The sequence below is a fragment of the Paraburkholderia sp. BR10923 genome (assembly GCF_040948765.1).
Taxonomy (GTDB): Bacteria; Pseudomonadota; Gammaproteobacteria; order Burkholderiales; family Burkholderiaceae; genus Paraburkholderia; species Paraburkholderia youngii.
Genome location: NZ_JBFPKO010000021.1, coordinates 35,133 through 58,694, shown reverse-complemented (window position 1 = coordinate 58,694; position 23,562 = coordinate 35,133). Strand labels below are relative to the sequence as shown.

The 23,562-nt window shown below is 65.8% G+C and carries 19 protein-coding genes; 7 read left to right on the top strand and 12 right to left on the bottom strand.

All coding sequences use genetic code 11. From position 1 onward, the window contains the following. Positions 1-475 precede the first annotated feature (475 nt). The 3 genes from xseA to AB3X94_RS30320 all read left to right on the top strand — a co-directional run bounded on the left by xseA (position 476) and on the right by AB3X94_RS30320 (position 3,749). Positions 476-1,855: an exodeoxyribonuclease VII large subunit gene (xseA, locus tag AB3X94_RS30330; RefSeq protein WP_176105214.1), complete on the top strand. Its 1,380-nt coding sequence runs from the start codon at positions 476-478 to the stop codon at positions 1,853-1,855. A 225-nt stretch (positions 1,856-2,080) separates the two neighbouring features. Then, the gene (gene sodB, locus AB3X94_RS30325) at positions 2,081-2,659 is read left to right on the top strand and encodes a superoxide dismutase [Fe] (protein ID WP_013090345.1); all 579 of its coding nucleotides are present in this window, start codon (positions 2,081-2,083) and stop codon (positions 2,657-2,659) included. A gap of 535 nt (positions 2,660-3,194) precedes the next feature. Beyond that, the gene (locus AB3X94_RS30320; RefSeq protein WP_368613510.1) at positions 3,195-3,749 is read left to right on the top strand and encodes a glycine zipper family protein; all 555 of its coding nucleotides are present in this window, start codon (positions 3,195-3,197) and stop codon (positions 3,747-3,749) included. Positions 3,750-3,868: 119 nt separating this feature from the next. Here the strand turns inward: AB3X94_RS30320 and AB3X94_RS30315 are convergent, their stop codons facing one another. Both AB3X94_RS30315 and clpP read right to left on the bottom strand, forming a co-directional pair. After that, positions 3,869-5,416, bottom strand: a complete 1,548-nt coding sequence (locus AB3X94_RS30315) for an NYN domain-containing protein (protein WP_368613555.1) — start codon at positions 5,414-5,416, stop codon at positions 3,869-3,871. A 164-nt stretch (positions 5,417-5,580) separates the two neighbouring features. Next, entirely contained in the window at positions 5,581-6,228 is a 648-nt protein-coding gene (clpP, locus tag AB3X94_RS30310) for an ATP-dependent Clp endopeptidase proteolytic subunit ClpP (protein ID WP_176105216.1), read from the bottom strand. 261 nt (positions 6,229-6,489) lie between these two features. Between clpP and AB3X94_RS30305 the strand changes: the two genes are divergently transcribed. Further along, positions 6,490-7,545, top strand: a complete 1,056-nt coding sequence (locus AB3X94_RS30305; protein WP_176105218.1) for a sigma-70 family RNA polymerase sigma factor — start codon at positions 6,490-6,492, stop codon at positions 7,543-7,545. On the opposite strand, the gene AB3X94_RS30300 is transcribed toward AB3X94_RS30305, so the two are convergent. The 3 genes from AB3X94_RS30300 to AB3X94_RS30290 all read right to left on the bottom strand — a co-directional run bounded on the left by AB3X94_RS30300 (position 7,501) and on the right by AB3X94_RS30290 (position 12,104). Then, positions 7,501-8,775 (bottom strand): EAL domain-containing protein, encoded by a 1,275-nt coding sequence (locus AB3X94_RS30300; RefSeq protein WP_176105219.1) that lies wholly within the window; start codon positions 8,773-8,775, stop codon positions 7,501-7,503. The two genes, AB3X94_RS30305 and AB3X94_RS30300, sit on opposite strands and share 45 nt — an antisense overlap. 320 nt (positions 8,776-9,095) lie before the next feature. Continuing rightward, positions 9,096-10,481 (bottom strand): multidrug transporter subunit MdtD, encoded by a 1,386-nt coding sequence (gene mdtD / locus AB3X94_RS30295; RefSeq protein ID WP_176110264.1) that lies wholly within the window; start codon positions 10,479-10,481, stop codon positions 9,096-9,098. A 204-nt stretch (positions 10,482-10,685) separates the two neighbouring features. Beyond that, positions 10,686-12,104: a PLP-dependent aminotransferase family protein gene (locus AB3X94_RS30290; RefSeq protein ID WP_368613509.1), complete on the bottom strand. Its 1,419-nt coding sequence runs from the start codon at positions 12,102-12,104 to the stop codon at positions 10,686-10,688. A gap of 183 nt (positions 12,105-12,287) precedes the next feature. Here AB3X94_RS30290 and AB3X94_RS30285 point away from each other — a divergent pair, with 183 nt between their 5' ends. Further along, positions 12,288-12,593 (top strand): DUF2917 domain-containing protein, encoded by a 306-nt coding sequence (locus AB3X94_RS30285; RefSeq protein WP_368613508.1) that lies wholly within the window; start codon positions 12,288-12,290, stop codon positions 12,591-12,593. Between the two features lie 58 nt (positions 12,594-12,651). Here the strand turns inward: AB3X94_RS30285 and AB3X94_RS30280 are convergent, their stop codons facing one another. Further along, positions 12,652-13,893 carry a citrate/2-methylcitrate synthase gene (locus AB3X94_RS30280; protein ID WP_176105222.1) on the bottom strand — a complete coding sequence of 414 codons (1,242 nt, stop codon included), beginning with the start codon at positions 13,891-13,893 and terminating at the stop codon, positions 12,652-12,654. Between the two features lie 126 nt (positions 13,894-14,019). On the opposite strand from AB3X94_RS30280, the gene AB3X94_RS30275 reads away from it, so the two are divergent. Then, complete coding sequence (locus AB3X94_RS30275; protein ID WP_368613507.1) at positions 14,020-15,429, top strand: CoA transferase; 1,410 nt, start codon at positions 14,020-14,022, stop codon at positions 15,427-15,429. A gap of 73 nt (positions 15,430-15,502) precedes the next feature. Here AB3X94_RS30275 and AB3X94_RS30270 read toward each other — a convergent pair whose 3' ends face one another. After that, positions 15,503-16,249, bottom strand: a complete 747-nt coding sequence (locus AB3X94_RS30270; RefSeq protein ID WP_013090333.1) for a GntR family transcriptional regulator — start codon at positions 16,247-16,249, stop codon at positions 15,503-15,505. A gap of 196 nt (positions 16,250-16,445) precedes the next feature. Between AB3X94_RS30270 and AB3X94_RS30265 the strand changes: the two genes are divergently transcribed. After that, on the top strand, positions 16,446-17,291 hold the full coding sequence (locus AB3X94_RS30265; RefSeq protein WP_368613506.1) for an aldo/keto reductase: 846 nt from the start codon (positions 16,446-16,448) through the stop codon (positions 17,289-17,291). 93 nt (positions 17,292-17,384) lie between these two features. Here AB3X94_RS30265 and AB3X94_RS30260 read toward each other — a convergent pair whose 3' ends face one another. The 5 genes from AB3X94_RS30260 to AB3X94_RS30240 all read right to left on the bottom strand — a co-directional run bounded on the left by AB3X94_RS30260 (position 17,385) and on the right by AB3X94_RS30240 (position 23,538). Continuing rightward, a complete protein-coding gene (locus AB3X94_RS30260; protein ID WP_368613505.1) occupies positions 17,385-17,846 on the bottom strand; it encodes a Rap1a/Tai family immunity protein in 462 nt (153 codons plus the stop codon). Between the two features lie 330 nt (positions 17,847-18,176). Further along, positions 18,177-19,007: a hypothetical protein gene (locus AB3X94_RS30255; protein ID WP_368613504.1), complete on the bottom strand. Its 831-nt coding sequence runs from the start codon at positions 19,005-19,007 to the stop codon at positions 18,177-18,179. A gap of 405 nt (positions 19,008-19,412) precedes the next feature. Further along, positions 19,413-21,602, bottom strand: a complete 2,190-nt coding sequence (locus AB3X94_RS30250) for an ABC transporter ATP-binding protein (protein WP_368613503.1) — start codon at positions 21,600-21,602, stop codon at positions 19,413-19,415. Next, complete coding sequence (locus AB3X94_RS30245) at positions 21,599-22,513, bottom strand: ABC transporter permease (RefSeq protein ID WP_176105228.1); 915 nt, start codon at positions 22,511-22,513, stop codon at positions 21,599-21,601. The genes AB3X94_RS30250 and AB3X94_RS30245 overlap by 4 nt, the downstream gene beginning before the upstream one ends. After that, positions 22,510-23,538, bottom strand: a complete 1,029-nt coding sequence (locus AB3X94_RS30240) for an ABC transporter permease (protein WP_368613502.1) — start codon at positions 23,536-23,538, stop codon at positions 22,510-22,512. Before AB3X94_RS30240 ends, AB3X94_RS30245 begins: the two co-directional genes overlap by 4 nt. Positions 23,539-23,562 lie beyond the last annotated feature (24 nt).

Here is a 23,562-nt window from a genome sequence, read left to right as displayed (position 1 = left end):
TCGAATGCGAATACGGTCGAAAAATGAGTTGCAAACCGCGCGGCGAAAGGGCTCGTGCTGATTGGCCTCAGGCCGGCAAGCTCCCTGGCGCGCTGCGCGATCGGCATGCCGTCGAAACCCGCAACTCTAGCGCGCGGGCGTCCCGGCCGGCAAGTCGCGCAGGGCTTGATGGACGCTGGTCCATGCTATGTGCGGTCGCCCACAGTCTGTGGATAACTTTGTGGAGAACCTGCCATCCGATCGTCCGGGAGGGCCATTCCGTGCGCTTTGGATCGAAGTGCTCGCTCTCTATTGAGATGCAAACGCCATATAAATCAAGGGTCTGCCAGGAATCTACTGGCGTTGGCGGGCGTTCTGGCGGAATTCGTCAGGCGGTTCCCGCCATGTGGACACTTTTAACAATCCTGCGATTCCGGCTGGACGCCGCACGTCGCTCGGTCTATCGTCTGTCCCGCCAGCGCTATTTATTCCTCGCATGAACCCCGAAAATCCTTTTGCTTCTGCGGCCACACCAGGCGGTGAGGTCGTCGTTCCCGTCTCCGCGCTCAATCGCGCGATCGGCACGATGCTCGAACGCTCGTTTCCACTCGTATGGGTCGCGGGCGAAGTGTCGAACTTCACGCGCGCTGCGAGTGGTCACTGGTATTTCTCGATCAAGGACGCACAGGCGCAGATGCGCTGTGTGATGTTCCGCGGTCGCGCGCAGTACGCCGAATTCATGCCGCGCGAAGGCGATCGCATCGAAGTGCGCGCCCTCGTGACGATGTACGAACCGCGCGGTGAATTGCAACTGAATGTCGAAGCGGTGCGCCGCACCGGTCAGGGGCGTCTGTACGAAGCGTTCCTGCGGTTGAAGGCGCAACTCGAAGCCGAAGGGTTGTTCGCCGTCGAGCGCAAACGCGCACTGCCGACGCATCCTCGCGCGATCGGTATCGTCACATCGTTGCAGGCGGCCGCATTGCGCGACGTACTGACGACGCTGTCGCGCCGCGCGCCGCATATTCCGGTGATCGTTTATCCGGCGCCGGTGCAGGGTTCGGGCGTCAGCGCGAAACTGGCGGCGATGGTCGAGACGGCTGGCGCCCGCCGCGAGGTCGACGTGCTGATCGTGTGTCGCGGCGGCGGCTCGATCGAAGATCTGTGGGCCTTCAACGAAGAAGTGCTCGCGCGCGCGATTGCGGAAAGCGTGATACCGGTGGTGAGCGGCGTCGGCCACGAGACCGATTTCACGATCGCCGATTTCGCCGCCGACGTACGTGCGCCGACGCCAACCGGTGCCGCCGAACTCGTGAGTCCGCAGCGCGTCATGCTGCTGCGCGAACTCGATCATCGGCACGCGACGCTTGCGCGTGCGTTCGGCCGCATGATGGAGCGGCGCGCGCAGCAGCTCGACTGGCTGGCGCGCCGGCTCGTGTCGCCGGCCGAGCGGCTCGCGCGGCAGCGTACGCATTTGCAGCAATTGCGCGTGCGGCTCGTGTCGGCGGGCGCGCGGCCGGTGCGGGACGCTCGAGCGCGCTTCTCGCTGCTGCAGATGCGCTGGCAGCGCTGGCGTCCGGATCTCGCGGCCGAGCGCACGCGCGTCGACACGCTGGCGCAGCGCCTGAATGCGGCGCTATCGCGCCAGCATGAACGTCAGGTCGCGCGTATCGACATGCTCCGCGCGCGACTCGAAGTGCTGAGTCCACAGCGCACGCTCGAGCGCGGTTATGCGGCCGTGCTCGACGCGCAAAGCGGGCGGGCGATTCGCACGCCGTCGTCGCTGAAACCCGGACGTCGTTTGACGATGCATCTCGCCGAAGGGTCGGCCGACGTCGCGCTCGCCGACGTGCAGGCGCGTCTGACCGAGGGCTTCTGACGTTTTGCCGGTGGGCGCGTGGCGCCCATCTGCTGTCATGTCCTGCCTGCCGACGACCCGGGCACGCGCCATGCGCACCCTTCCGAAGGGCCTTGCGCACGGCGTGTTCGACATGCCGGACATAAAGGCCGGTCGTTTGCGGGGTTATTCCAACTCGCCTACAATCGAGTGCTCGATAGCGTCATCCGCAGACTCCCCACAACAGATATAGAGAAGGAAAGCACCATGGAACATACGCTCCCGCCGCTGCCGTTTGCGAAAAACGCGCTCGCTCCGCACATGTCGGAAGAGACGCTCGAGTTTCACTATGGCAAGCATCACCAGACCTATGTGACCAACCTGAACAATCTGATCAAGGGCACGGAGTTCGAGAACCTGTCGCTGGAAGAGATCGTCAAGAAGTCGTCGGGCGGTATCTTCAACAATTCGGCTCAGGTGTGGAACCACACGTTCTTCTGGAACAGCCTGTCGCCGCAAGGTGGCGGCGCACCGACCGGCGCGCTCGCTGACGCGATCAACGCGAAGTGGGGTTCGTTCGACAAGTTCAAGGAAGAGTTTGCGAAGACCGCGGTCGGCACGTTCGGCTCGGGCTGGGCATGGCTCGTGAAGAAGGCCGATGGTTCGCTCGACCTCGTGTCGACGAGCAACGCCGCCACGCCGCTCACCACCGACGCCAAGGCTCTGCTGACGATCGACGTCTGGGAGCACGCTTACTACATCGACTATCGCAATGCGCGTCCGAAGTTCGTCGAAGCGTACTGGAACATCGTCAACTGGGACTTCGCGGCGAAGAACTTCGCTTAAGGTTACCGGTTGCAGCTCGTCGTCTGATGTCGTGATCCTTGCGGTCGCGATTGAAGATGGTTAGCTAGAGACGAAAGCCCTCCATCGCGAGGGCTTTTTCCTTTTCTGAGGCGAGCGGAACGGGAGGGGCGCTTCTGAAAGAAGTTTGTCACAGTTGGTAACTGCGATTTCGCGGGGCGCTAAGTGGACCTCGGCCGCCGCCCGTCGACTTCGCCGAGCTGGCGGGGGCGGGCGCGCCGCAGGCAATGCAAGCTGCTGCGGCGGCGAGAATGAGCCGGTTGATTGAGGCGGCCTCCGCGCGGTCGATTGGCTTGGGCGGCGGGGATCGTTTGACGCGAGTGTGGGCGGCGTTCCTTGTCAATTGATTGCCCGCGCATTTACAAGCATCACTTGATATAACGTACCCAATGCCGCCACGACGCGCAGGCGGGTCGAGGCCAGCCGGCCGTGCAAAAACTTTCTGTAACGGAGCCGTAACCACGGAATTTTGCGATTAGCCTAACGTTTGAATTCCAATCCTCCGAAGTGCACCACCATGATTTCCAGCAATAAAACGATCAGCCTGGCGATTTCCGCCGCAGTCATCGCGCTCGCGTTAGGCGGTTGCGCAGTGGCGCCACCGAGCGGCCCGAGCATAGCCGCGATGCCGCGCGCCGGCGAGCCGCTCAGCCAGTTCCAACAGAACGACTACGCGTGTCGCGACTACGCGAATCAAACGACAAATCCGTCCGGCGCTGCGCAGGCTGCCACCACGAACAGCGTGAACAGCGCGGCGCTCGGCACGCTCGGCGGCGCGGCGGTCGGCGCGCTGCTCGGCGCCGCGGCGGGCAACGCCGGCGCGGGCGCGGCGATCGGGGCGGGCAGCGGCCTGCTGATCGGTGGCGCGAACGGTGCGAATGGCGCCCAGTACTCGGCGGCCGGCATGCAGGCACGCTATGACACCGCCTACGCCCAGTGCATGACATCGAAGGGCGAGACGATCGCTCAGCCGCAGCCTTACTATTCGACGCAGCCGGTGTATGTCGCGCCCCGTCCTTACTACTACGCACCGCCTCCGCCCGTCATGTATGCGCCTTATCCGGCTTACTGAGCGGTGACAGTGGGGCCGGCCGGCTTGCTCGTCTTGCATTGTCGGCCGGTACCGGGTTTCAATGCGTAGCCCGGTTGGGCGGTAGCTTGTAGCGACGATCGTCAAATCCGCGCTGCTTCTTACTCCGTGCTGTCCGTCGCCGCCGCTTTGCGCGGACGACGGCTGCGAGACGCAGTTTTACGGGCGGCCTTCCTGGCGGCCTCAGATCCTTCTTCCGAATCGACTGCTGGAGCAGGGGCTTCGGCCGGCGCCGCGATCTCAGGGACTTCCTCGATGGTGCGCGGCGTACTTTTCTTCACTTTCTTCGCGGCCGTTTTGCGGGATGCGCGCTTTTTGGCGCTTTCACGCTGTGCGAGTTGGTCGCTGTCGGCGGTCTGCTCGATTTCTTGACCGAAGACGCCTTGTTCAGCGGCTGTATCCGCTGCCGCTTTTACAGCGCGAGCTTCGGTCTCTTCAGCTATCGGTTTAACGACGAACTCATCTGGGAGCGGCGCGTGTTCACGCGGCTCCTGTCGCTGGATCTGCTCGGCGGGCTGCGCGTGTTCGGTGAGAGCAGGAACGCCAGCCGCAGGTTCTTCATCAGTCGTTTCGTGGTGACCGTGCTTGCCGTGCGGGGCCTCCTGTCCCCGCCCCGCCTTGCGGTTGGCGCGGTCCTTGCGACGCGACTTGTGCTTGCCGCCCGGCTCGGACACGGCCGCTTGCGCCGCCTGCGCTTGATACGAATGTTCGGCCGCCTGTTCAGCCGACGCCGACTCAGCCGACCCCGTTTCGGCAGACTCTGCCGCGGTTTCGCCGATAGTTTCACTGGCTGCTTCGCTCGCGACGTTCACAGCCGTGCTTCGATAAACGTACGCGCCTGATTTTTCATCGCGGCCGAATTCGAGCAGCCCGCGCGCCTGCGCCTCTTCCAGCAGATTGCCGAAAGCGCGAAACCCGTAATACGTTTCGTTGAAGTCCGGTTTGCGCCGTTTGATCGCGTTCTTCAGCACGGACGCCCAGATCTTGCCGCTGTCGCCACGTTCGGAAGCGAGTGCGTCGAACGTCTGCACCGCAATTTCAACGGCCTTGCTGCGACGCTTCTCCAGATCTTCCTTCGGCGGGGCTTTCTCTTCATCAGCCGCACGTTTGGCTGCCTGCTGCGCGCTCTGCTGCTGGCGCGACGATTCGCGCCTCGCGACTGCGCGCTGACTTTCGCGTACGAGATCGTCGTAAAAGAAGAACTCGTCGCAGTTCGCAATCAGCAAATCCGAGGTGGACTGCTGCACACCGACGCCGATGACCTGTTTGGCGTTCTCGCGCAGCTTCGACACGAGCGGCGAAAAATCCGAATCACCACTGATGATGACGAACGTATTGACGTGCGATTTCGTATAACAGAGATCGAGCGCATCGACGACAAGCCGAATGTCGGCGGAATTCTTGCCCGATTGGCGCACATGGGGAATCTCGATCAACTCAAAATTGGCCTCGTGCATGGCCCCTTTGAAACTCTTGTAGCGATCCCAGTCGCAATACGCCTTCTTGACGACGATGCTGCCCTTCAGCAGCAGGCGCTCGAGTACAAGCTTGATATCGAACTTGTCGTATTTCGCATCGCGCACGCCAAGCGCGACATTCTCGAAGTCGCAGAACAGCGCCATGCTGACGTTTTCGTTGGATGACGCCATGTGTATCTCCGTTGAAGCGGTCGTCGAAGTCGACGAATCGCGACATGATAGCGATTCCAGCGAAGGTGAGCAGCTTTTGTGGTGCGCTCGCACCGATAGGTGGATGGGAATTTGCAGCAAGCGGTTTGTCCGGCGGCCCAGCGAGCGGTTCCATGTCAGTTCCGTTACAGGGTGTCGCGACGACCTGCGTTGTTCCACGTCGCGCGAGCTTCCAGCACGTCATCGATCAATCCGTACTCCCTCGCTTCGAGCGCCGACATGAAGTTGTCGCGGTCGGTATCGCGCGCGATATCTTCGATGCTGCGTCCGGTGCGCTCGGCCATCATCGCATTGAGACGCGCTCGCACATACAGCACCTCCTTCGCCTGGATTTCGATGTCCGCCGCGGTGCCCTGACCACCGCCGGAAGGCTGGTGAATCATGATGCGGGCATTCGGTAGCGCATACCGTTTGCCGCGTTGGCCCGCGGTGAGCAGAAAAGTGCCCATGCTCGCGGCAAAGCCCGTGCACAAGGTCGAGACCTCCGGCTTGATGAACTGCATGGTGTCGTAAATCGCGAGGCCGTCATACACCGAGCCGCCGGGCGAGTTGATGTAAAAAGAAATATCCTTGTCGGGGTTCTCCGATTCGAGAAACAGCAATTGTGCGACGATCAGACTGGCTGACTGCTCGTTCACGGGCCCGACAAGAAACACGATGCGCTCGCGCAGCAGGCGGGAATAGATGTCATAGGCGCGCTCGCCCCGGCCGGATTGTTCGATCACCGTGGGCACGAGGCCCAGGGCGGAGACAGACGGGTAACTGGAAGGCATGGGTTCCTCGTTCAGGATGGATGGCACGGGCATCCGGAGATGCAACAGGCGGCGTCGGGGCAGAAGCCGCGTGACATGCGCCGGTTCTTGCTCATTTGACGAAGCAGCGGCCCGAGTTGTGACAGAAGTTTTTTTGCGCCGAGCTGTCACATCACCCGTTGCCCATGCGTCAAGCTCAGGAATACCGAACATGACGCGCGCCTGACCCATGCCACTGGTGTACAGCCGCTTTTTCACGACGCAACATCGGGAGGTCTACGCATGACGGAACAGGGAATCGACAAGGCATCCAGTTTCGAGGCCGCGCGCGCCCGTCTGCTGGCGCTCGCATATCGGATGCTTGGCAGTCGTGCGGAGGCCGAAGACGTGGTGCAGGACGTCTGGCTCAAATGGCATCTGGCCGATACGCAGGCGGTGCAAACGCCGGTCGCATGGCTCACCACGCTCACCACCCGCACGGCGATCGACCGTCTGCGGCACGCGCAGCGCGAGCGCGCGTCGCAGGCTTGCGGCTGGTTGCCGGAGCCGTGGCTCGACGAGGTCGCACCATCGGCGGAGGAGTTGGCATTGCGCGCGGCCGATATGTCATATGGCGTGATGTTGCTGCTCGAACATCTGAAGCCAGACGAACGCGCGGCGTTCGTCCTGCATGAAGCGTTCGAGTGCGGTTATGCCGAAATCGCGTCGATACTCGAGCGCACACCGGCCTCTTGCCGGCAAATGGTTCATCGCGCCAAGGAGCGTCTGAAACGGGCGGGCGCGCCGTTGGAGCGGCCCGATCCAGCGGTGCATGGGCGAATCGTCGAGCGATTGCGCGCGGCGCTCGAAGCGCAAGACCGGGCGGGCTTGCTGCAGCTTTTCAACGACGCGCCGCAACTGATCAGCGACGTACCTCTGTACGCTACGCCCACTCCATTTCCTACGGCCAACCTGGCCCTTCGGGCACAAGGGCCAACACCTGGAGCCGAAGCGCAGCGCGCCCGCGAACCGGGTTCAGGTCCGAAGTGGATCGCTGTGGTTACATCGCTCGCGCAACAGGCGAGCTATACCGAGGTGGTGTCGATGGCGGGTGCCGTGTGTATCGCACTGTTCTGCGACGGCGATATCGTCGGGCTAATCGACGTGGTGACGGACGGCGCAACGGACCTTTCGGCGAGAATCGTCTCGCTGCGCATCGTGGCCAGCGCCGCGCATTTGCGGGCGGCCAACCGAATGCTGGGCCGTGAGGCGGTCAAGGAACTGCTTGCCCGCATCAAGGGCCATCCGGAGGTGTCAGCTGCGGTGAGCCGCGACTTCCCAGTTGATGTCGACGCATAGCACCTGCGTACCATGCGAGTTATGCGCGGCAATCGAGGCCGTGACGCACAGATGCGCTTCGTTGATCGACAGATACGGCGGTGTTAGATGAACCCGCCCCGGTTGACGCATCGCCTGAATGAAGTACGGGCGGCGCTCCCAACTGGCGCCTTCAGAATGCAGCAGCGGGCTGAAGCGCTTTGCGCGTTGCGATGTGCGGCCCGGCGGCAGCACGTTGTCGCCGATCTGCCGGCCCGATCCGTCCAGGACAAAGCAGCGCGCCGTTTCTCCCAGCGCGAGCAGAGGTGCGGTCGCCTGCGTGATCGATTCCCCGGCAATCAACTGAGCTGCGGCAGCCTCGAGCGCAGTGACATACGGCGCGAGCCGCGCGGATTGCGCTTTCTCTCGAGCGGCAACGCGTTCGCGCAGCGAAGCGGAGAGCGAATCCATCAGGCCAGCGGCAACCTGCGGCTTGACGGGTTCGACGCTCGGGCCCGCGAAAAATGCGCCCTGGACGAAGTCCACATTGCATTCGAGCGCGATCAGCGCGTCGCGCTCGGTGCTCAGACCGCCCATCAGCACCAGTTGCCCGGACTCGTGCAACAGGGAGACGAGGCCCGGCAACACGCGTTCGATGTGCGAGTGTTCACTCGCTTGCGCGAGGATGCAGCGGTCGAGCGTCACGATGTCCGGCCGCAGATTCCACACGCGGTCGATGTTCGAATGCTTGGCGCCAAAGCCGTCGAGCGCGATCAGAAAACCGGACTTGCGCAGCGAATCGACGATTTCGGCGAAGCGCGTGGTTTCGCCGCCGGCCTGTTCGGAAACTTCGAGCACCACGCGTTGCGGCGGCAGGCCGAGCGTCTTCAGGCTGGCAAGCAGCGCGTCGCCGTAGCTGGTGTCCATCAGCGCGGCCGGATGCAGGCTGAGGAAGAGCCATTCGTCGTGGCTGTCGAACGCGTTGAAGTTGCCGAGGTGCAGCGATTCGGCCAGCCGTCCGAGTTCGAGCAGGTCGCCGCGTCGCGCGGCCTGCGTAAAGACTTCGTGCGAGGGCACTTGCTGCTCATGCTCGTCGTGCACGCGCAGCGACGCGTGATACCCGATCGCGCGCCGGTGCGATACCGAGAAGACCGGTTGAAACACGCTGAAAACGGTGTAGCCGCCATACAGAACGGTACGGCGGGAGCCTTCGTCGCCGGCCATCGGGCGTGGTGGCTGGAAGCCGGGATGTTCGAGTTCGATCATGCTCATCATGTCGGTCGTGTGGAAATGGCGGCGCTTGCAGGGCTCGGCAGGAGTTCGCACGCGCAGACTAAGAGTTTACAGGATAGTCGAGCAAGAACTATGCGCGTGTACCAACAATGCTCGAGCGCCCACCAGCAATGCTCCGAGGAAAACCCGCTGCGCCCGCTCCGCTACGAAGGCGACGACACGCACTTCGCTGGTGCGGCACGCGCCCTGTTGCGGGTCGGTGACGCTGTTCAAGGATGCTGCGTACGGGCCGCGCGGAGCGATGCCAGGAAATCCGTTTGTGAGCGCGCGAGGATGCGTCGTCCTGGCGCGCGCGGCTTTCAGGTTCGCTCTGAAGGATCGGTCTTCGTCGCTGGCGTGCGGATCTCCGGCGACAACTGCGCAAAGATCCATGACGAACATGCGGTAATGATGCCGACACACAGGAATGTCGCATGAAACGCGGGCAGCGAATTCGCGGCGGTCACACGCTGCATGATGCCGGTAAAGGTCGTCAGCAACGCACCGGCCACGGTCACGCCGAGACTCATCGAAAGCATCTGCACGAGCGAAAACAGGCTATTGCCGCTGCTCGCGCCGCCGGTGCCCAGGTCCTTCAGCGTCAACGTGTTCATCGCGGTGAACTGCATCGAGTTCACGCCGCCAAAGATCGCCAGTTGCACGAGCCGCAGCCACAGCGGCTGATTCGTGCTCGTGAGCGCGAAACTCGCCATCATCAGACCCACCAGAATCGTGTTCGCCATCAGCACGCGCCGGTAGCTGTACTTCTGAATCAGCGTCGTCACGAGACGCTTCGTTGCCATGCCCGCGGCCGCCACGGGCAGCATCATCAGCCCGGCTTCGAATGCGCTATAGCCGAGGCTCACCTGCAACAGCAGAGGAATCAGGTAGGGCATCGAGCCGCTGCCGATCCGCGCGAACAGATTGCCGAGCAGCCCGACGCTAAACGTGTGAATCTTGAACAGATCGAGCGGAAAGATCGGCTCGGGCTCGCGCACCGCGTGCAGACCATATGCAACGAAGCACGCCATGCTCAGAATCAGCAGCACCAGCACCGTCGCATGTTGAATGCCGAACTCGGTGCGGCCATCGAGCGCGAACGAAAGTGCCACCATGCCCACCACCAGCAGCAGGTAGCCGCCGAGGTCGAATTTGCCTGTGTGTTCGTTGCGGCTATCCGGCATGAAAATAAACGTGGCAATGCAGCCCACGATGCCTACCGGCACGTTGATCAGAAAGATCCAGTGCCACGACGCGATTTTGACGAGCCAGCCGCCGAGCGTCGGTCCGATCAACGGTCCGATCAGGCCCGGGATCGCCACGAAGGCCAACGCCGTCAGATAGCGCTCCGCCGGAAAGGTACGCAGCACCGCGAGCCGCCCAACCGGCAGCAGCATCGCGCCGCCCACGCCTTGCAGAACGCGGAAGAGCACCAGTTGGTTCAGCGTGCGCGCGTTCGCGCACAGCAGCGAGCCCACTGCGAACACGAGGATCGCACTGAAGAACACGCGCCGCGTGCCGAGTCTGTCGGCGAGCCAGCCGGACACCGGGATCATCACCGCCATTGTCAGCGAGTAGGCGATCACCACCGATTGCATGCGCAGCGGCAGCTCGCCGAGGCTTGTCGCCATCGCGGGGAGTGCGGTGTTGACGATCGTCGAATCGAGCGTCTGCATGAAGAAGCCGGTGGCGACCAGCCACAGCATCACCGTCAGTGCGCGGGGCGAAGGGCCAGAGGGGAGGTCGGGAGCGAGGGCGGGCGGAGTCGGCGTCGTAGACATATGAAGCGGCTGGGCGCGCTCGGTCGGGCTGGGACTCGCTATTCTAGGGAAAAGCGAGTCCTGGCGCAGCAAGCGGCGCGGTCTTGCGCAAGTGTCGGCGCTGCGGCTCGGCCGCGCTCTGCGCCGTGTTCACACATCAGCCGGCAACTGCGCCGCCGCCTGAAAAAACGCCTGCGCCCGTGGCTCGTTGCCAAACGCCACATGAATCCTGATCCACGGGCTCGCCTCGCGATTCGGCCTGAAGTGTTGTCCAGGCAGCACCGTCACACCGAGCGGCACACCGCATTCAACGAGCCGCTCGGCGTCCGCGACATGGGGCACGCGCGCCCACACGAACTTGCCGCCCGCTGGTTCTTCGAAAATCTCCCAGCCGGAATCTTCGAGTGTCTGGACGGTCGAGCCGAGCGCGCCGCGCATCTGGCGGCGCAGTCGCTCCAGATATTTGCGATATGCGCCGCGCTCCAGCATCGACACCGCCACCGCTTCGGCAAACCGCGAGCCGCCGATGCTCGTCAGCATCTTGATATCGACCAGATCCTTGATGATCGCGTGACTCGCAACCACGCAGCCGATCCGTAGCGACGACGACAGCGTCTTCGACAGTCCGCCGATGTAGATCACCTGTTCGAGTTGGTCGAGGGTCGCGAGGCGATCGGTGAGCTCGGTCTGAAAATCCGCGTAGATATCGTCCTCGATAATCTGGAAGCGATGCTCACGCGCCAGTTGCAGCAAACGGAACGCGACCTGCGGTGCGACCGTGGTGCCGGTCGGATTGTGGAACACGGTGTTGATGAGCAGCAATCTGGGCCGGTGCAGCTTCAGTTGCGCCTGCATCGCATCGAGGTCGGGACCGCTGCCGGTGCGCGGAATGCCGATCAGCTTCATGCCGTGCAGTCGCAACAGGCCGTACAGGTTGTAGTAACCGGGGTCCTCGACAAAGATCGTGTCGCCAGGCTTCAGCATATAGCGCACGAGCAGATCGAACGCCTGGCTCGCGCCATTGGTGATCAGAATCTGCGACGCGTCCGCCTGGATGCCCAATTGGCCAATACGGCCGCGCAACTGTTCGCGCAAGACGGGATTGCCGAGCGGCGTCGCGTATTCGACCATGCTCGCCGGATCGGTTCGCGACACGTGGCGAATCGCCTGCGCAATGCCATCGATGTCGCGCCAGCTTTCGGGAATGAAGCCGGTGCTGAGCTTCAGCGTCTCGCCCGGAAAGTTGAATTGCTCAAGCAAATGGTCCGACTCGACATCGGCGCGGCGCGGGTCCGACGTGCCCTGGCAACGCATGTCCGTCGGCTGGCGATCGGCGACGTAAAAGCCGGAGCCGTGGCGCGAGTCGACATAGCCGAGCGACACCAGCCGGTCGTATGCCTCGATCACCGGGAAGCGGCTCACGCCGAAGTCGGCGGCGAACTGGCGGATCGACGGCAGCTTCGAGCCAGGATGCGCATTGCGCGAACGGATCCACGCCGAAACGCCCGTGACGATCTGCTCGGTAAGCGGTACGCCGTTGTCCCGATCGAGCTGGATTTCGAGTTTCATACGCTTGCCTTCTGACGCCGGCCCCCGAGCGCGCAAGCTTTTAACCTGCGTCGGGCGAGCCATGCCAACTGTTCGGTTTTTTGACTGAACAGTTCCGATGAAAGTGTTCGGAACTGTGCATGGGTTTCCGATCATCGCACGCCAATAATCGGTACAACAGAAAGTTCTTCGAGGAGAACGGCGATGCGAGAAGTGCGAGTTTTCGAACTGGAACATGGCGAGCCCGTCACGGCCTGGCGCGTTGGGCGCCCGTCGATTTTCAAGATGATCAGCGGCAAGGTCTGGCTGACCGTCGAGGGCGAGCATGAAGATCACTGGCTGGCGGCAGGGCAGTCGATCGAGTTAGCGCGTGGATCGGTGGCATGGATCAGCGCGGGGCGGGAGGGGGCGCGTTTCGCGCTGGCGAGCGGCTCGCAACGCAAGCTGCCGACGCTGCTACTCGGCTGGCCGGTCCCGGCTTGGCTGGCGCGTCGGCCGGGCGTGGTCTGATGCGTGGCGAACGGCGAGCCGCCGCTTTGCGGGCCCGACCTAGCCCCCAAAGCAGCCCCTAAGCATCCCCTCCCGCCTGATACTCCCCGATATACCGCGCTCGCGGCCGGATCAACCGGCCATCGCGCGTCTGCTCCATCGCGTGCGCGATCCAGCCGACCACCCGCCCGAGCGCAAAGAGCGTGAACGCGGCGCCGGTCGGCAAGCCGAGCACGCGCTCGATCGCCGCAAGCGCGAAATCCACGGTCGGCTCGGCGCCGGTCGTGTCGCGCACCGCACGTGAAAGCTGCAGCACCTCGTTGAGCGGCGAGCGGGCCGGCGCGCAGTCGGCGAGCATCATCAGCAACAACCGCGCGCGCGGATCGCCGTCCGGATAGAGCGGATGACCGAAGCCCGACAGCACCGGACCTTGCGCGCCGTGCTCGTGCCGCGCGAGGCGGTTCGCCAGATAGCGGTCCAGATCGGGCGAGCGCGACGCTTCATCGAGCAGGGCCGCAATGCGCACGGTTTCGCCGCCGTGACGCGGCCCGGAGAGCGCCGCGAGGCCGCCCGCGACCGCGCCGAACAAGTGCGTGCCCGTCGAGGTGATGCAGCGGACCGTGAACGTGGACGCGTTCAGCTCGTGATCCGCGCACGCGACCAGCGCCGCGCGCAGCAGCCCGCTTTGCGGCCGGCTGCGCACCCGCCAGGCCGTCGCGATCTGCCGATGCAGCGGTTCGTTCGACGGCGCCGCTAGCAGCATCGCGGCGGCCAGCAGCCGCATCACGGCGCACGCGGTGTCCAGTTGGGCGTCGCGGCCGAGCGCCCACACGCGCGGCATCTGCGCGGCGGCGGCCGGCAGCAGCACGAGCGCGCGATCGAGTGGCGTGCTGTCACTCCACAGCTTGAGCCACGCGGCCCATTGCGCGGGGGCGAGCGGCACGGCGGGCGCATCGGCGATGCGCCGCGCGCTGCATTGCCACAGCAGCGCCGCGACGTCTTCGAGTGACGCACTGCGTGCAAGCTCGATCGCATCGTGCCCGCGATACAGCAGCCGACCGTCCGCGACCAGCGTGATCGACGATTCGAGCACCGGCACGCCCCAGTCGAGCACCTTCTGCGCGACCTTGCCCGCTCGCTTGCCGTCCGCCTTGCGACGCGCAAGGCGGCGCACCTCGGCGGCATCGTAGAGGCGATGCCTGCCTTGCGCATCCGGCGACGAGCCGAGCATGCCGCGGCTCACGTACGCGTACAGCGTCGGCAAGCTGACGCCGAGCGTCGCGGCTGCTTCGGCGGCGGTCAGATAAATCGGGGCTGACATGAAAGCGAGTGAAAACCGAAGAAATCAATATATGTTGATTATCATAATCAAGATTGATTGCAGCAAGGCGCAAATTTAGACTCGGTGCACCTGCTTCCTGTGCGCGCGGTCAACGCGCCCGATGCCATGACACCCGAACTCGCCCTCAAGCACATCTGGACCCTCGCCGGCTGCGATCCGGTCGCGCTGCACGCCGTGTCGCTTGCCGGCGCGGACCCCGGCTTGCCTTCGGTCTATCGCGTCGGCAGCCTCGCGTCGTCGACCATCGCGGCGACGGGCCTCGCGGCCGCCGAATACTGGCACCTGCGCAGCGGACACAGGCAACGGGTGTCGGTGCAGATGCATCGCGCACTGGCGGCGTTTCGCAGCGAACGCTATCTGCGGATCGACGATGGGCCGCCGCCCGCGCTGCGCGATCCGGTCACTGGCTTCTACGAAACGGGCGACGGCCGCTGGATCCAACTGCACACGAATTTTGCGCATCACTTGAAGGGCGTGCTCGACGTGCTCGGCTGCGACAACGGCCCGGAGTCGGTGGCGGCCGCGATTCGCGGCTGGGAGGGCGCGACGCTCGATCAAACGCTCGCCGACGCGGGCCTATGCGCCGCCTTGATTCGCACGCCCGACGAATGGGCCGCGCTCGAGCAGGCCAAAGCGATCGGGCGCTTGCCGCTGTTCGAGATCGAGCGCATCGGCGACGCGCCGGCCGAGCCGCCGCGCCACGCCGACGCCGACGCCGAACCAGGCGTCGATCGTCCGCTCGCGTGCGTGCGGGTGCTGGATCTGTCGCGGATCATCGCCGGACCGGTGGCCGGCCGCGCGCTCGCGCATCATGGCGCGGACGTGATGACGATCAACGGGCCGCATCTGCCGAACATCGCGCCGCTCGTGATCGACAACGGCCGCGGCAAGCGTTCGGCGCTCGTCGATCTGCGCGACGCCGCTGGCTGCGACACGTTGCGCGGACTCGCGCGCGATGCCGACGTGTTCCTGCAGGCCTATCGTCCGGGCGCGCTCGCGGCGCGCGGCTTCGGGCCGGACGAACTGGCGCGCCTGCGGCCTGGCATCGTCTATGTGTCGGTTTGCGCGTACGGGTACACGGGGCCGTGGGCGCAGCGACGCGGCTTCGATAGTCTGGTGCAGTCGGCGAGCGGCATCGCGTGGACGGAGCGCGCGGCGGCGGGTTCGGCCGAGCCGCGGCATCTGCCGTGTCAGGCGCTCGATCACGCGACCGGCTATCTGGCCGCGTTCGGCGCGATGGTCGCGCTCGCGCGGCGGGCACGCGAGGGTGGCAGCTGGCATGTGAAGGTGTCGCTTGCGCAGACCGGGCGCTGGCTGCAGTCGTTCGGGCTGCTGGCCGATGGACAGCAGGCGCCCGAGATGTCGCTCGACGATGTGCGCGATTGCGTCGCGAGCGTGCAATCGGAGTTTGGGTGCGTGCTGGGCGTTCAGCCCGCCGAAGAACTGGAACAGACGCCGGCGTTTTATGCGCTGCCGCCGGCGCGCATCGGCGCGCACGAAGCCCGGTGGACGTAACAGGGCAGCGTGCGCCGCGTTGGAGTTTGAAGCGCGGCGCGCCCGGCTGCGGGACCATTCACCGAGCCGCAGCCTACTTCCTCAACTCCGCCACGAAGTCGTAGTAATCGTTGCGGCAGTACGTGTCCGTCAACTCGATCGCGCGCTGATCCGCCGTATAGCCCACGCGCGTGATCAACAGCAACGCCTCGTTCGGCGCGATGCTCATCTGCTGCGCGATCTCGTCGCTCGCGTTCACCGCGCGAAAGTGCTGCAACGCGCGCACGATCGTCAATCCGCGATTCTCCAGATACGTGTACAGCGAGTCGCCGATTGCCTGCGGATCGGGAATCACCGCGGCCGGGAACGTCGAATTCTCGACCGCCATCACGATGCCGTCGGCGAGTCTCAGCCGCCGCAGCCGTGTGACCGCGGCGGCCGGCGACAGCCCCAACTGGATCACCTCGTCGCGATTGGCCGGCGAGATTTCCCGCGACAGCCACTTCGAACTCGGTGTGAAGCCGCGCCGCCGCAGCATTTCGCTGAAGCTCGACAGGCGCGACAACGGATCTTCATAGCGCGGCGTGATGAAGCTGCCCGCGCCCTGGGTGCGGCGAATCAAACCCTGCTCGACGAGCAGCGCGATCGCCTTACGCGAAGTGATGCGCGATACGCCGAGCGCCTCCGACAGCACCCGCTCGGAGGGGAGCGCCTCACCGGCGTTCCAGCGGTTTTCGTGGATCGCGCTGCCGAGCTTGCGGGCAAGTTGCAGATAGAGCGGCGTGTCGTTTTCCGGGTCCGGGCGCAGGTCGCGCCAGCGGTCTTCCGAGGCAGAGGTCATGGGGCTCACGCAAGATGGGCAAGCGGCAATTTTAAAACATCGGCGCGTCCCGTTATAGCGGGCTTTTGCCTGGCGCGCCGTCGTGAGGCCGCGTAGCCGCTAAACTCATCTCCAGGTTTTTCGTAGCATGCGTTGCGCGGTGAGGCCGCGCGCAATTGCATCGCATCCGGATCGAGCCACTTTCGAAGGAGTCAGCATGACGAGCGAAATCGTAAGCGTGAGCTTGCCGGGCGGCGAGCGCATTCCGGCACTGGGGCAGGGCACGTGGGAGATGGGCGAGCAGCGGGCACGACGCGCGGCGGAAATCGATGCGCTGCGCTGCGGCATCGAACTCGGCATGACGCTGATCGATACCGCCGAAATGTACGGCGACGGCGCGACCGAGTCGCTGCTCGGCGAAGCGCTCGCCGGTTTGCGCGACAAGGTGTTTCTGGTCAGCAAGGTGTATCCGCACAACGCCAGCCGGCGCGGCGTGATCGCCGCGTGTGAGCAGAGCCTGAAGCGTCTGAAGACGGACCGGCTGGATATGTATCTGCTGCACTGGCGTGGCTCTGTCCCGCTCGCGGACACCGTCGATGGCTTCGAGGCGCTGCGGCACGCGGGCAAGATCCGTCACTGGGGCGTGAGCAACTTCGATATCGACGACATGGAAGAACTCATCGCGACGCCAGGCGGCGACGCATGCGCGACCAACCAGATTCTGTACAACGTGGCGCGGCGCGGGCCGGAGTTCGATCTGCTGCCATGGCTCGCCGCGCGCGTCATGCCGGCGATGGCATACAGCCCGGTCGATCATGCGCGGCTGCCGAAACGCTCGCCGCTTGACGACATCGCCGACGCGCGCGGCGTCTCCGTGTTTCAGGTGGCGCTCGCGTGGGTGGTGGGCAAGTCCAATGTGTGCGCGATTCCGAAGGCGGCGCGGGTCGAGCATGTGCGCGACAACTATCGCGCGTCGCAACTGGTGCTGGAAGCCGGCGAACTCGCCGCACTCGACGCGTACTTCAAGCCGCCGCGCGGCAAGCGTGCGCTGGAGATGTTGTAAGCGCCGGCGCGGCCGCCGTCCGTTGCGGAGCGGCGGCGCGCGAGGCTCTCAGCGAGGTGGGCGCGGATGACGCCGCGCGCGCTGACGCGGCGCTCAGGTGCAGGGGTGGTGCTGATGCACGGAGCCGAGCACGGCGACTTCGGCGGGGGTGTGCTGAAGTGCGTCGTCCGGTACCTGAGCGGCATCGGCGAGGAAGTCGTCGACGATCGACGACACCGGCACGTCGGACAGACATAGGGACACGCGCTGGGTTTCGTTGGCGGGGAAGGTGGCGCGTTGGGCGAGGAACAGCACGCCGTATTGATAACCGTGGATGATGCCGCGGATCGCGCTGACGCATTGCCCTTGCGCGACGTTGTCGTGGCGCTGTTTGCAGTTCTGTACGAGCGAGTAGGCGGAGAAGCTCGGATCGACCGGTGGCGCCGCTTGCGACAGGGTTTGCGCCATTGGCTGCGCGGGAGTTTGCGCATTGGCGAGCGATGCGAGGCCCAGGGCGGTAGCCATCAGCACGGCGGCTGCCGTGCGGGTCGCGGAGGGGGGGACACTTCTATGCATGTTGTGGGCCCTCATATCGAACGATGAATTTGATATGAGGCGGTCGTCTCGGATTGGTTCCATGACACTCACGCGCAGGGAAGGTTGTGTTCCCGCCGCTCGCGGTGCGGTTCGCGCGACGATGCGAGGCGCGGCTCGCGCACTCTCCGGGCCATTCCGTCAGCGCGCGCCGCAGGCGGGCGGGGGCGCTCCAACCGGCCTGCGGCGGTGACGCCCGACCGGGGGATCGGGACGCCACCGCCGTTGCCAGCGGATAGCGGACAGTATGCCGGGACATGTCGCCGGCGGGTAGGGCGCGGGGGCCCCCCTACCCGGGGCAACGGGCGACGCCTAGTGCCCGTTCCCGCCGCCGTTGCCACTGCCGCCGCTGCCGCCACCCTTGCCTCCGTGACCGCCGCCGAAGCCTCCGCCAAAGCCTCCGCCGAACCCGCCACCGAAGCCACCACCAAAGCCACCGCCAAAGCCACCACCATGCGCGCCGCCGAAACCACCACCGGGGCCGCCACCGCCAAAGCCACCGCCCGGACCACCGCTGGAGCCTCCGCAACCGCAGCCGCCGCTCCCGCCGCCGCCGCTGCTTCCGCCACCAGCACCGCCACCGCCGCTGCTGCCGCCTCCACCGCCTCCACCGCCGCTACTGCCGCCCCCACCGTTTCCACCACCACTACTGCTACCAGCACCGTTACTTCCACCACCGCTATTTCCCTTACCGCCCGTGCCCGCACCGCCACTCCCACTTCCGCTCCCTGAACCCGCCGCCCCGGCGCCGCTGTTACCGCTTGCGCCAGCCCCGCTATTGCTCGAACCCGCCGCGCCGCCAGTACCACTACCGCTGCCATTGCCACTGCCGCCGCCAAGCCGGCCGCAGCCCGGACCGCCGAGCCCGCCGCAGCCTACCGGCGCGAACACCGACGCGGCATCGACTGCGGCGGTGGCGGTGCCGGCCTCGGCGCCGTTCGCCGCATCGTCGTTCTGCGCGAGCAGCAGCGGCGCTGAATCGCCGGATGGCGCTCGCGACGCGTCGGCCAGCACCGTCGAGCGCGGGATCACGTCCGCCGACGCCCCGTAAGCGGCGTCGGCCGCCAGCACCGCGGCCCCGATGAGGACCACTGCGCGGCGCATCATTGCACAGTAATGCTGATCTAACTTCCTGGTTTTCATCGCGCGTCTCCAGCTGCCACAGCGGCGGCCGACCTATGCACGCGGGTCTTGTCGAACCCCGAGTCCGTCGTGTCGAAGTTGGCCGCGCGTCGCTGCCGTGCTGATCGCTTGATATCGCGTCATCGCGTGGTGACGCTCGTCGTGCGGATGTGCGCGGCGTTGCGCGCCCGGTTTGGCTTCGAATCTCTGGCCGCAAATTTAGCGATATCCATGCCACGCGTCGCAGAGCCTTGAAGCGACGCGGGCGACTTAGGGATGTACGATGCGCACGCCGGAAAAACGCCTGAAAACGTTGCGACGATGAAACGCGCGGACACAAAAGCGTGTTCCGACGCGGGATTCGTAAAGGGGACGCTGTACTGGGTGGCGCCGCGTCACGCGACGTCGATGAGAGCCGAGTCGACGCTAGCTGGCGTTTTCCGACGCGTCGTCGGAATCGGCGCCGTTCGTCGGGTTGCCCGCGTCGTCGTCGCGCTGCTCGCATTGCAGCTCGCGCAGCGTGGCGACCGGAATATGGCAGCGAATCCGATGCGCGGAAGGCGAGTCGGCGGCGCCGCCGGCGTCGAGGAACGGCGGGTCCTGCTGCTCGCAGATCGCGCCGAGCTTGCGCGGACAGCGCGTGTGAAACACGCAGCCCGACGGCATCGCGCCGGCCCCGGGCAACTCGCCCGTCAGATGGATGCGCGCACGTCGATGTTCCTCGCCGGACGCGCGTTCGCCCGGCAGCGTCGGCACGGCGGACAACAGCGCCTCCGTATAGGGATGCTGCGGTCCATCGAACACGGCCGCCGCCGGGCCGATTTCGAGGAGCCGGCCGAGATAGAGCACCGCGATGCGATCCGACACATAGCGCACCACGTGCAGATCGTGCGAGATGAACACGTAGCTGACGCCGCGCTCGCGCTGCAGATCGGCGAGCAGGTTCAGGATCGCGGCCTGCACCGACACGTCGAGCGACGAAGTCGGCTCATCGCACACGACGACGCGTGGTTCGCCGGCAAACGCGCGCGCAATCGCGACGCGCTGCTTGAGCCCACCTGATAGCTGGCGCGAACGTGCGTCGAGATAGCGCTCGGGCAGCCGCACGGCGTCCGTCAGCGTGCCGAGCCTTTCGTCGATCTGGGGTCCGCGCAGCGCGGTGAAGCGCGCGAGCGCACGACCGATCAGCCGCTTGACCGAATGCGCGCGATTGAGCGCCGAGTCCGGATTCTGGAACACAATCTGCAGCGACTTCAGCTGCTCGTCGCTGCGTCGCGTGACGCGCGCGGCGAGCGGTGCGCCGTCGAGTTCGAGTACGCCGCCGGCATCGGGTGCGAGCAGGCCGAGCATCATCCGCGCGAGCGTCGTCTTGCCGCTGCCCGACTCGCCGACGAGGCCGAGCGTCTCGCCGCTCGCGAGTTCGAGCGACACGTCGTCGACCGCGCGCAGCGGCGCACCGGATACGTGGAATGTTTTCGACAGGTTGCGAGCGCGCAAGACCGGCGCAGAGGACGCGCGCGCCGCCGCGTTGGATGATGCGGCCGCCACCGGCTCCTCGCTCGGTGCCGCCCGCGGCAACTCGATCGCGCGCTCGTGATAGTGGCAGCGCGCCATCTGATCCCCATGCGGTGCGCCGAGCCGATAGGGCGGCGGCGCGTCGCGGCGGCAGCGTTCGTCGGCGAGACGGCAGCGTTGCGCATAGATGCAGCCCTGCGTGACCGAGCCCGGCAGCGGCAGGCCGCCCGCGATCGTATCGAGCCGTTCGCGGTCCTTGCTGCGTCCGGCGCTCGGCAGGCAGCGCAGCAATCCGACCGTGTATGGATGACGCGGCCGCGCGAACACGTCCTGGGTCGCGCCTTCCTCGACCAGCTTGCCCGCGTACAGCACGCCGATGCGTTCGCACATGCGGCCGATCACGGCGAGGTTGTGGCTGATGAACAGCACCGCGGTGCCGAGCTCCTCGCGCAACTGCGCGACGAGGTCGAGCACTTCCGCTTCGACGGTCGCGTCGAGGCCGGTGGTCGGTTCGTCAAGAATCAGCAGCGCGGGGTTCGACGCGAGCGCCATCGCGATCACGACGCGCTGCTGCATGCCCCCCGACAGTTGATGAGGATAGCTGTCCATCACGCGCTCGGGCGCCGCGATACGCACGCGCTGCAACATCTCGAGCGTGCGATGCAACGCTTCGTCGCGTGCGACGCCGGCCGCCTCGAATGCTTCGGATATCTGGCGGGCAATCGTCAGCGACGGGTTCAGCGCGCGCCCAGGGTCCTGATAGACCATCGAGACGGTCGTCGCCCGCATGCTGCGCAGCGCATCGGCGCCGAGCTTCTGCACGTCCGCGCCGGCGATCACGATCTTGCCGGCCTTCACCTTGCCGTTGCGTGGCAGGTAGCGCAGCGTCGCCATCGCGACGGTCGACTTGCCGCAGCCCGATTCGCCGACGAGCCCATACGCCTCGCCGCGCCGCACGCGAAACGACACGTCCTGCAGCACTTCGCGATCGCGTCCGCGAATCCGGTAGGTGACCGTCAGGCCGACCACGGTCAGCGCATCGGTGCGATCGCTCTTCGACACGTCGAACGCGGCGAACGAGGAGGGCGGCGCGCCGTTCATCGGTCGAGCACTCCCTGCACGCTGTCGGCGATCAGATTGACGCCGACCACCAGCGACGCGATCGCGCCCGCCGCGAACACGACGGTCCACCACGCGCCGCCCGCCATCAGCGTGTACGACTCGGACAGCGCGAGCCCCCAGTCGGCCGACGGCGGCTGGATGCCGAAGCCGAGAAACGACAGCGTCGCGACCGCGAAGATCGCATAGCCGAGCCGCACCGTTGCTTCGACGACGATCGGCGGCAGCACGTTGGGCAGGATCTCCACGAACATGATGTACGGGGCGCGCTCGCCGCGCAGCTGCGCGGCGGCCACGTAGTCGAGATGGCGCTCGGCGAATACGGCGGCGCGCACGGTGCGCGCGGTGATCGGCGTGAAGGTGAGGCCGATCACGAGAATCACCGTGAGATTCGATGCGCCGACCGCGGCGAGCGCGAGCAGCGCGATGATCACGAGCGGCAGCGCGAGCACCGCGTCGATCACGCGGCCGATCACGTCGTCGACCCACCCGTCGAAGTAGCCGACCAGCAGGCCGAGCGCGGTGCCCGCCGCGGTGCCGAGCAGCGTCGCGAGCGGCGCGATGGTCAGGATGTCGCGCGCGCCGACGATCACGCGTGAGAATACGTCGCGGCCGAGCTGATCAGTGCCGAACCAGTGCGTGCGATCGGGCGGCGTGAGCGAATTGAGCGGATCGGACGCGTACGGATCGAGATGCACGAACCAGGGCCCGGCGATCGCGCAGACGATCCACCACGCTACGATCAGCGCGCCCACGATGAAGGTCGGCGAACTCAGAAGCAGCAGGAGGCGCGGGAAGCGTGGCTCGGCGGGCGCGCGCGGCGCGGAGCCCGGTGCGCCCGGCGTGGGCGGCGCTGGTGGCGTCGAAGGAGCCGGTGGCGCGCTCGGATTCATTCCGCGGTCCTCACCCGCAGCCGCGGATTGAGCAGCACGTGCAGCGCATCGGCGACCAGATTCGCGAGCGTATAGACGACGCCGATCGTCAGCACGCCCGCTTCGAGCATCGGAAAGTCCTTCGCCTTGGCGGCGTTGTAGATCAGCGAGCCGATCCCCTGGTAGTGGAACAGCGTTTCGACCACCACGAGTCCGCCGATCATGTAGCCGAGCTGGGTGGCGGCGACGGTGATCGTCGGCAGCAGCGCGTTGCGCAGCACGTGCCGCCAGATCACGACGTGGCGCGGCAGGCCCTTGAGGATCGCGGTGCGCGTGTAGTCGGCGTCGAGCGCTTCGACGGTGCCCGCGCGCGCCATCCGCGCGATATAGCCGAAGAATACGAAGACGAGCGGCAGCACCGGCAGCACCAGATGCCGCAGCTGTTCGAGCACGCTTGCATCGGGCGGAAACGAGGCCTCGATCGGCAGCCAGCGCAGCCACACGCCGAACACGAGGATCAGCACAATCGACGACACGAACTCCGGCACCACGGTCGCCGACAAACCGGCAATGCTGATCGTGCGATCGAGCCAGCGCCCCGCATGCATCGCAGACCACACGCCGCCCGCAATCCCGAGCGGCACGACGACGATGAACGCGAAGAGGCCGAGCTTCGCCGAATGCGCTAGCGCATCGGCGATGAACGGCCCGACCGGTTCGCGATACGCGTACGACAGCCCCATGTTGCCGCGCACGAAATGCGTGATCCAGTCGATGTATTGCGTGAGCAGCGGCCGGTCGGCGCCGAGCTGATGATTGAGCGCGGCGACCGCGCGCGCATCGGCGAGCGGCCCGAGCACCGCGCGGCCGATATCGCCGGGCAGCAACTGGCCGCCCGCGAACACGATCACCGACAGCAGCCACAGCGTGATCAGCGACAGACCCACGCGCGTCGCCAGAAAACGCGCGACGCGGCCTGCGTTGCCGTTCGTCGCACGCGGTAAACGCGATGCGTTCGAGGCGGGAGAGGGCGCCGGAGCCGACATCGTGAGTTCTCCTGCGAAAGGTGC